Genomic DNA, 7,947 nt, shown 5'->3' with positions numbered 1-7,947 from the left:
AATCTTTTTTTATTGCACGTTTTAACGCACTGAAAAACAACAATGTTACTGTTTGTTGAAATTTGGTGATTTTTGTATTTGTAGAAAAAAAGTAGATATTTTAGCGGGTTTGTTCTAGTGTTGCTAGTGTTTGGATGGTGTGCGAACACGCATTTTATATGTGGGTGACTTGTGCTTGGAACTATTGGCAGGGTGATTTAGCGGGTTTGCTGTTTTTAATATGTAATTTAGGTAACTGAGCTACTATATATGTAGATTGTGATTGTGTTAGGATTTATTGGAACGCGGATGACGCGGATTTAGCGGATTTATTGTTTTTGGAGTGTTTTGAATATAATTGCACAACTAGATATACGTTGTAGTTGTGGTTCGAGATATTGGCACGCAGATTTCACAGATTCTCGCAGATTTACTGATCGTAGAGAGTTTTGCATAAATTTACGATACTTTATATGTAGATCGTAATTGTATTTAGATTCTATTGGAACGCGGATTTCACAGATTATAGCAGATTGACTGATCGTAGAAGGTTTAGTCTATAATTTCTTTACATATATGTATAATGCAATTGAGTTTCGAAATATTGGAACACGGATGTCGCGAACTTTAACAGATTGGCCCTTATATCCTGGATTGCGCGTAGAGGCATTTTAATCGCTTCTATATATAAGGCAGCAAAGATATAGAGATGGAAAGAATGAATTAGAATTGTTCAAATGGCACATAGACGTTCTTGAAAACCGCAACTCGCCTAGCCCTGATAGTAGTGGAAATCCTTTTATGGGGATTTTCAGCCCCATAAAAGATTGAAACGGATAGCAGGAAATAGCTCCTAAGAAATACAATCTAAATACCTGACGCTTGCCTTTACGCAGATATTTAGTAAAAGCAGTAGATCAATCGTATCGAATTGCCTTAACGGGTGAAATTTTAGTAATGATATAAGAAGGAATTAAAAGAACTAAGAAGCAAATCACAATGGTACCTAGGTTTAATAATAAGATGTACCAGATATTGAAATAAACTGGAGCTTGGGAAACATAGTAATTCTCGGGATTCAGGGTGACGACGCCGAAATATTTTTGAATTAACAAAATTGAAATTCCAATTAGATTCCCCCAAAATAATCCACGTGCAATTAGATAGGAGGCATTGTATAAAAATACTTTTCTGACGGTCCAATTTGATGCTCCTAATGCTTTTAATATTCCGATCATTTGAGTTCGTTCCAAAATAAGAACTAGCAACGCAACCACCATATTAATAGTGGCCACTATTATCATGACTATCAATATGACGATGATGTTGAAATCAAATAATTGAAGCCACTCAAAGATATAGCTGTGTTTTTCAATTATGGTTTTAGAGTCTAAAGTGGATCCCGTTTCTTCATAGACCTGTTCGCCTATTTTTGAAATATTATCGAAGTCGTCTACAAAAACTTCAAAAGCACCAACTTGGTCTGACTTCCATTTATTGATGCGTTGCATGTGTCTGATATCTCCTAATATATAGGTTGCATCAAACTCTTGAAAACCAGAGTTAAATATACCAACCACTTTAAAGCGCCTGCTGTTGGGTAACTTGTTCTCTCCTTCTTTCATAAAAAACGTATTGAACTTATCTCCTACTTTTAAATTCAAACGATTCGCAAGAAATTGAGAAATTAAAACATCTTCGTTTAATTTAGAGGAAAAATCAGGAAGAACACCCGCTACAAGATATTCCTTTATATTATCCCATTTATAATCCGAACCGACTCCTTTAAAAACGATGCCTTCAAAAGCGGTTTCAGTTCTAATGATTCCCGCTTTGCTTGCTATTGCTTGAATATGACTAACCGCCAGAACAGCAGTGAACTTAGGATAAAAGGATTGCTTTTTAGAAATAGGGGTTAATGTTGCATCTGACTGATTACTGTCGAAATTTGAAATAATAATATGACCATTAAAAGCAGCAATTTTTTCTCTGATCTTTTCCTGTAAGCCCACACCTGTGGCCACGGAAACAATCATCATAATCATACCAATAGCAATAGCTGAAATTGCTATTTTAATAATAGGTGCTGATATGCTACTTTTATAATCCTTGGCAGTGATTAGTCTTTTGGCTATAAAATATTCTAAATTCAATTGTATTATTTTAAATAAGATGAGTACTATTTTACCACTCCGTGTTTGGTTTTCAAAAATACAGCTAATAGACGACTTGCGTTACCCTATTTACGATAGTTTTATAAAATAAAATATGCTTGCGTCCTTTTAGCTAACTGGCAACTAACTCCTTTCGATTAAATTAATCGCTTGCTAATTAACTACTTAATACTGTAATTGAAATTAACTAGCTCCTTACAAGGGAAGCTTTTTCTTCATTTCTTCGACAATATTATAGGCAGCGGGACAAACAGGAATATTTTTTAGTGTAAGATCAGTAATTTGCTGGAATTTCTTTCTGTCCGTATGCGGAAATTCCCGACACGCCTTGGGACGAACATCATAAATAAAACAACTATTATCCGCATCTAAAAAAGAACAAGGAACAGACTGCAAGACATAATCTTGATCTTCGTCGATACGAAGGTACTGCGCAATAAACTGTTGTGGTTTTTGACGAAGGTGTCTAGAAATACGCTCAATATCAGCTGATGTAAACAAGGGACCCGTCGTTTTACAACAATTAGCACATTCAAGACAGTTAGTCCGTTTGAACTCCGCATCATGAATGTCTTGCATTACATAATCTAAATTTTTAGGCGTTTTCTTTTTTAGCTTATCGAAATACTTTTTAGTCTCCAGTTGATTATCTTTGGCAAGTTTTCCATGTTCGTTTAACGAAGGTTTGAGCATTTTAATTTACGGTTTTAATGATTTACATTATCGAAACAAAATTAATCAATTGAAAGCAACATTTAATACATTACCCAATAAACTATCATGAAAGACCTATTTGGACAAGCTATCTTAGATTACCAAACTCAAAACGCGCCAGAAGATCTACTTACAGAGACTTCGATATCCGAAGAGGATGAAATGAATGTTTCTTATTTATTTAGATCATTTGACGAAATGCCACTCCTAGAACAAAAAGCACTTGCATTAACCAAAGGCAAAACCTTAGATGTGGGCGCTGGAGCTGGCAGTCATAGCTTGTACTTACAGAATGATAAAAATATAGCCATTACCGCCATTGATATCTCACCACAAGCAATTGAAACGTGTCGCTTGCGCGGAATTAAGAATGCATTGGTTGCTGACATCTTGACCTTGGAGTCTGAAAAATTCGATACCATTTTACTGCTCATGAATGGAACCGGTATTTTTGGCACCTTAAAACAAACCGCTACCTATTTACAAAAACTACAATCGTTACTCCAACTGGATGGACAAATATTGATAGATAGCTCTGACATCATCTATATGTTTGACCAAGATGATGACGGCGCCTATGCCGTTCCTGCAGATCGCTACTACGGAGAATTAGATTTCACCATTACTTATAAAGGAAAAAAAGAAGAACCCTTTCCCTGGCTGTACATAGACTACAATACGTTACAAAACATTGCTATAGATAATAATTTACAATGTGAACTAATAACCGAAGGAGAACATTACGACTATCTCGCTAGGCTAACGATCCAACCAAAAGCATAATTGATTCTTTTGATACCAATATAACCTTACCATTACAAAGCATAAAAAAAGACTAAACAACAATTGTTTAGTCTTTTTTTTATATCATTAAAACGATCGTTATGGAATATTAAGGTACTTATGCGTTTGCAAGGACACTCTCCATTTCGGATTATTCATTACATAATCAACAATCAAAGGTGTCATCTCCTCTTTTTTACTCCATTCTGGCTGCAAAAATAAAATAGCTCCATCATTAACTAATTCAGCTTGGTCTTCAGCAAATATAAAATCGTGCTTGTTGTGAATGATTACTTTTAATTCATGTGCGGCATTATATACTGTCTCAGTAGGTAACTTATTTTTTTTAGGAGAAAGACAAATCCAATCCCAAGTTCCAGATAAAGGATAAGCACCTGACGTTTCTATATGTACCTTGCGCCCCACATTTTTTAATTTAGTTGTCAACAAACTCATGTCCCACATTAAGGGTTCGCCGCCGGTTACTACTACTGTTTCGGCATACTTACTTGCATTTGCAACAATCACATCAACTGCTGTTGGAGGATGCAATTCTGCATTCCAACTTTCTTTAACATCACACCAATGACAACCAACATCACAGCCACCTATTCGTATAAAATAGGCAGCGGTACCTGTATGGTATCCTTCTCCCTGAATGGTATAAAATTCCTCCATTAAAGGGAGCATTGCTCCTTTATTAACTTCTAATTGTATTTCTTTTGATAACATTATTTTAATTTAAAGTGCAAAGATAGTTAATTTGAAAAGGAGTTAATTTATAAAGTTTAAAATGCTTAGAAAACAAAAAAACCGATAGCTTGCAGCTATCGGTTCTTTAATAGTACAACTTTTAAAAACTATTTAATAGTTTTCAATGATTGCGTTGCGTATGCGTTTGCAGGGTCAATAGCCAACGTTTTGTTGAAATACTCTCTTGCTTTTACTTTATCGAAGTTAACGTATCCAGCAGCCATTGTATTGTAAGCTTCAACTAATTTTGCCTTTACAGCTGGTTTAGCCATTTCTTCAGCCCCTTTTTCAGTTACTTTATCTACATACATTTGGTAATATTTGATCATTTCTTGATCATTATCCATCAATGTATTTGTTCTTGCACGATATACATAAGCATCAATAGTTTCTGGCGAAGCCTCTACAACATTTCCAAAAGCAATATCCGCTTTTGCTAAAGCTTCCATGTCTTTCACTGCATCAGCAGGAGCATTGTTGAAGTAGATCGAGTTACCTAGGTAAAAATTATCTAACAAATAGCTTTTAGATTCTTTGTTTGTAGTTGCAATTTCAAACACTAAAGCTGCTTCTTTATACAATCTTTGCTCGTATAATGATTTTCCTAAATCTCCTAATTGTCCAGCAAAGTAGATATCCATATCAACCGCTTTTTTAATAAAAGAGATCCCCTCTTTATATAAAACTGGTTCAATTGTAGTTCCATCAGCACTTGTTGCTTTTTTAATCTTGGCTTGACCTAAATAAAAATAATCCTGAGCAATAATTTTATTAGTTGGAACACTAATGTATTCATTCAAAGAGCTAATAGCTGCGTCTAAATTACCATTTTCATAAGCTGCATATCCTAAGTATCTTAAGATTCTTGGATTAACTTTATCCAACTCTTTCATTTTAAGAGCTTCTGCTTCTAATGCTTTATAATCTTTAGCTAAGATTAAGAAATCAGCATGACGCATACGAGAAGCAAGAGAATAATCTGTTAACTCCATATATTTCTCATAGTATGAAAGTGCTTGTTTAATATACTGATCGTATCTTCCAGGAACGTTATTTGCCCAGTAGTAATAGGTTTCAGCAAGTTCACGATATACTGGTCCGTAAGAAGGGCTAGTAGCGATAACGTTGTCATATGCTGCAACAGCTTCTGTGTATGCCTTTGCTCCTTTTAAAAGTACACCTAACTGCATTTTTGCTCTAATCAAAGAAGCATCTGCTTGAAATGCGTTTCTGTAAGCAGAAAAAGCAGCATTTTGATTTTTATCACCGTAATAAGCATCACCTTTTGCCAATAACACTTGTGGCTCCATTTCGTTTCTTTCTTTAGCAAGTTCTAATGTTGCTAAAGCACTTTTATAATCTGGTTTATTAGCGTTCATGTAGGCTCTTGCGATGTACACATACTCTTCAAAATCCTTTTTACGCATTTCTTTCTTAGCTAACTCAAAGTTTGCTTTGGCAGCAGCTACATTATTGTTATCTAGATCTAATTGACCAAGACCAATGTGGTTTAAATGCGCTTCTTTCTTAGCATTCAAACCTGCTTTATATGCAATCGCAGCTGAATCAGCTACATTTTGGGCCAGATATACGTTTCCTAAAAGAAAGTAAGCTGCTCCATTAGAAGAGTCGTCTTTTACTATTGATTTTAAAGATGTTTTAGCAGCCTGAAATTGTTCAGCGTCTATTGCTTTTTTAACTTGGTTGATATCCTGCGCTTGCACGGAGCAAACGGAAGCCAAAAAGGCAACACTTAAAAATTTTAATTTGTTCATTGTAACTTTATTTGATTTATTCATTTTCTTTTTCTTTTTTGTTGTTTGTAATAAAATTAACTTTTCTACCAGGAGTCCTAATTGGAAGCAAACCTGATTTTAAAATTATTCGTTGTCCAATATCTCCTGCAACAAATGAAGCAAACCCCATTCCTAATCCAGAGTATCCCTGACAGTTTATTATATACAAATCACGTGCCAAAGGATACGTCCCTTCGGCTAGGTTATTTTGAGAGGGCGCATAATACTGACTCTTTCCTTTATCTTTAACACTCAAAACATTGATGTTCTTTAGTTTGCTAGCAACTACTTCCGAAGGCTGATACAAATAATTTAGTCCAACAAAACCAATCATTCCCTCATTTTCAGCAATAAATTTGACTACCTCTTCATTAGTTTTAACCGAATACACGTTCTTAGCGGGCAAAGCTGTCAATCCAGCTAATTCATTCATAATCCTAACTGTACTAGAGTTGGGATTATCAAAGACTAACCCTTTTATACCTTTAATCTCTTTCCCTTGCATGAAACTAACAATATCTTCTAACGCGATCAAAGTATCGTTATTGCCCTTGTTAGCAATAAGTGCGATAGCATCCTTACCTATTGGTGTAACTTTAGGTTTAATTTTCAATTGCTCAAAATACTTCTTCTCATTAGCAGAGAGTAATCGGGATAATACGACAATTCTACTCGTGTCCTTCAAAAAAGCCTGCATCAATTCATTTTCTGATTTGCCTTCGATTGTAATCTTAGCTTTGTAATTACTTTCAAATATAGTAGCTTGATCCTCTATTAACGGTTGAAAAGTTTCATCAACTAAAATCGTTGTTTTCCCTTTCAGGATCGTCTCCTTCATATCGTCCTTAGTTGATTGCTTGCACGCAACAGCAAAACCAACCAACAAGATAACAATAACAAAATACCCTAGATTTACAATTCTCTTTCTCATTTTCTAATCTCTATTTTCATTAATTAGACGTACACCACGGTAGGCAGCATACAACATCATAAGCAATCCAAAAGCCCATCGATATTCCGTTGCCATCTCCAGCGGGAAGTTATCCATAAAGATAATCAACAATCCCAAAACGAAATAAAACATAAAAAACAAAAATGCTATAACGAGAAGAAATCGCTCTCTAAGCGATTTCTTCTGTATATTTCTATAAATATTTTCCAACATTAGTCCGCTGTTTGAATAGTAATTGGCAAAGAGTAAAGAACCCTTACTGGCTTACCATTTTGAACACCTGGATTCCATTTTGGACATTTTTGTAACACTCTGATCGCTTCTTTTCCAGTTCCGTATCCGATATCTCTTAAAACTTTAATATCAGTTAATGAACCATCTTTTTCAACAACAAAAGTCACATAAACTTTTCCTTTCAAACCTTCTTCTTCTGGTGCACGGTAATTCTTAGATACATATCCGTAGAACTTGTCCATACCACCAGGAAATTCTGGTTTTACTTCAATACCTGCGTTGTTATAAATTTGGTTATCCTCTTCAACAACTTGTTGTTTTGGACCGTTACCAACTGGAGCAACACTTAAAACAGCATCTGGATCTCCTTTTATAGTTTCAGCACCTAATTTTTTCTCCTTAATTTCCACGATTTTTGGCGGTTCTTCTGTTACTTCAGCTGCTTTAGCAACAACTGGCTTAACAAATTTTACCTGATCAACCTTTGGAGGTGGTGGTGGTGGTGGTGGAACGAACTTTTTAGGTTCTTCTTTTTTAGGAGGTAATTTTATTGCAGTGATTT

The 7,947-nt window shown here is 35.0% G+C and carries 8 protein-coding genes; 1 reads left to right on the top strand and 7 read right to left on the bottom strand.

What is annotated here, in order from left to right:
* Nucleotides 1-896 precede the first annotated feature (896 nt).
* Together P8M54_RS13300 and P8M54_RS13295 are read right to left on the bottom strand one after the other, a co-directional pair.
* Nucleotides 897-2,132 carry an FtsX-like permease family protein gene (locus tag P8M54_RS13300; RefSeq protein WP_300288421.1) on the bottom strand — a complete coding sequence of 412 codons (1,236 nt, stop codon included), beginning with the start codon at nucleotides 2,130-2,132 and terminating at the stop codon, nucleotides 897-899.
* Nucleotides 2,133-2,348: 216 nt separating this feature from the next.
* A complete protein-coding gene (locus P8M54_RS13295) occupies nucleotides 2,349-2,846 on the bottom strand; it encodes a YkgJ family cysteine cluster protein (RefSeq protein ID WP_300288419.1) in 498 nt (165 codons plus the stop codon).
* Between the two features lie 87 nt (nucleotides 2,847-2,933).
* Between P8M54_RS13295 and P8M54_RS13290 the strand changes: the two genes are divergently transcribed.
* Nucleotides 2,934-3,650 carry a class I SAM-dependent methyltransferase gene (locus tag P8M54_RS13290; protein ID WP_300288417.1) on the top strand — a complete coding sequence of 239 codons (717 nt, stop codon included), beginning with the start codon at nucleotides 2,934-2,936 and terminating at the stop codon, nucleotides 3,648-3,650.
* Between the two features lie 99 nt (nucleotides 3,651-3,749).
* Here P8M54_RS13290 and P8M54_RS13285 read toward each other — a convergent pair whose 3' ends face one another.
* From P8M54_RS13285 to P8M54_RS13265, 5 genes are all read right to left on the bottom strand, one after another.
* Nucleotides 3,750-4,382, bottom strand: coding sequence for a 7-carboxy-7-deazaguanine synthase QueE (locus P8M54_RS13285; protein ID WP_300288416.1), 633 nt, complete (start codon nucleotides 4,380-4,382; stop codon nucleotides 3,750-3,752).
* Between the two features lie 128 nt (nucleotides 4,383-4,510).
* The gene (locus tag P8M54_RS13280; protein WP_300288415.1) at nucleotides 4,511-6,178 is read right to left on the bottom strand and encodes a tetratricopeptide repeat protein; all 1,668 of its coding nucleotides are present in this window, start codon (nucleotides 6,176-6,178) and stop codon (nucleotides 4,511-4,513) included.
* Between the two features lie 16 nt (nucleotides 6,179-6,194).
* The gene (locus tag P8M54_RS13275; protein ID WP_300288414.1) at nucleotides 6,195-7,130 is read right to left on the bottom strand and encodes a substrate-binding domain-containing protein; all 936 of its coding nucleotides are present in this window, start codon (nucleotides 7,128-7,130) and stop codon (nucleotides 6,195-6,197) included.
* 3 nt (nucleotides 7,131-7,133) lie between these two features.
* On the bottom strand, nucleotides 7,134-7,283 hold the full coding sequence (locus P8M54_RS13270; RefSeq protein WP_300288413.1) for a hypothetical protein: 150 nt from the start codon (nucleotides 7,281-7,283) through the stop codon (nucleotides 7,134-7,136).
* Nucleotides 7,284-7,363: 80 nt separating this feature from the next.
* Nucleotides 7,364-7,947, bottom strand: a 584-nt coding sequence (locus P8M54_RS13265) for an energy transducer TonB (RefSeq protein ID WP_300288412.1), incomplete at its 5' end; no start/stop codon positions are given.

Source organism: Flavobacterium sp. (assembly GCF_029242675.1).
Lineage (GTDB): Bacteria > Bacteroidota > Bacteroidia > Flavobacteriales > Flavobacteriaceae > Flavobacterium.
The sequence above is the reverse complement of the archived record's forward strand: the minus strand, read 5'-3'. Positions and strand labels throughout refer to the sequence as shown.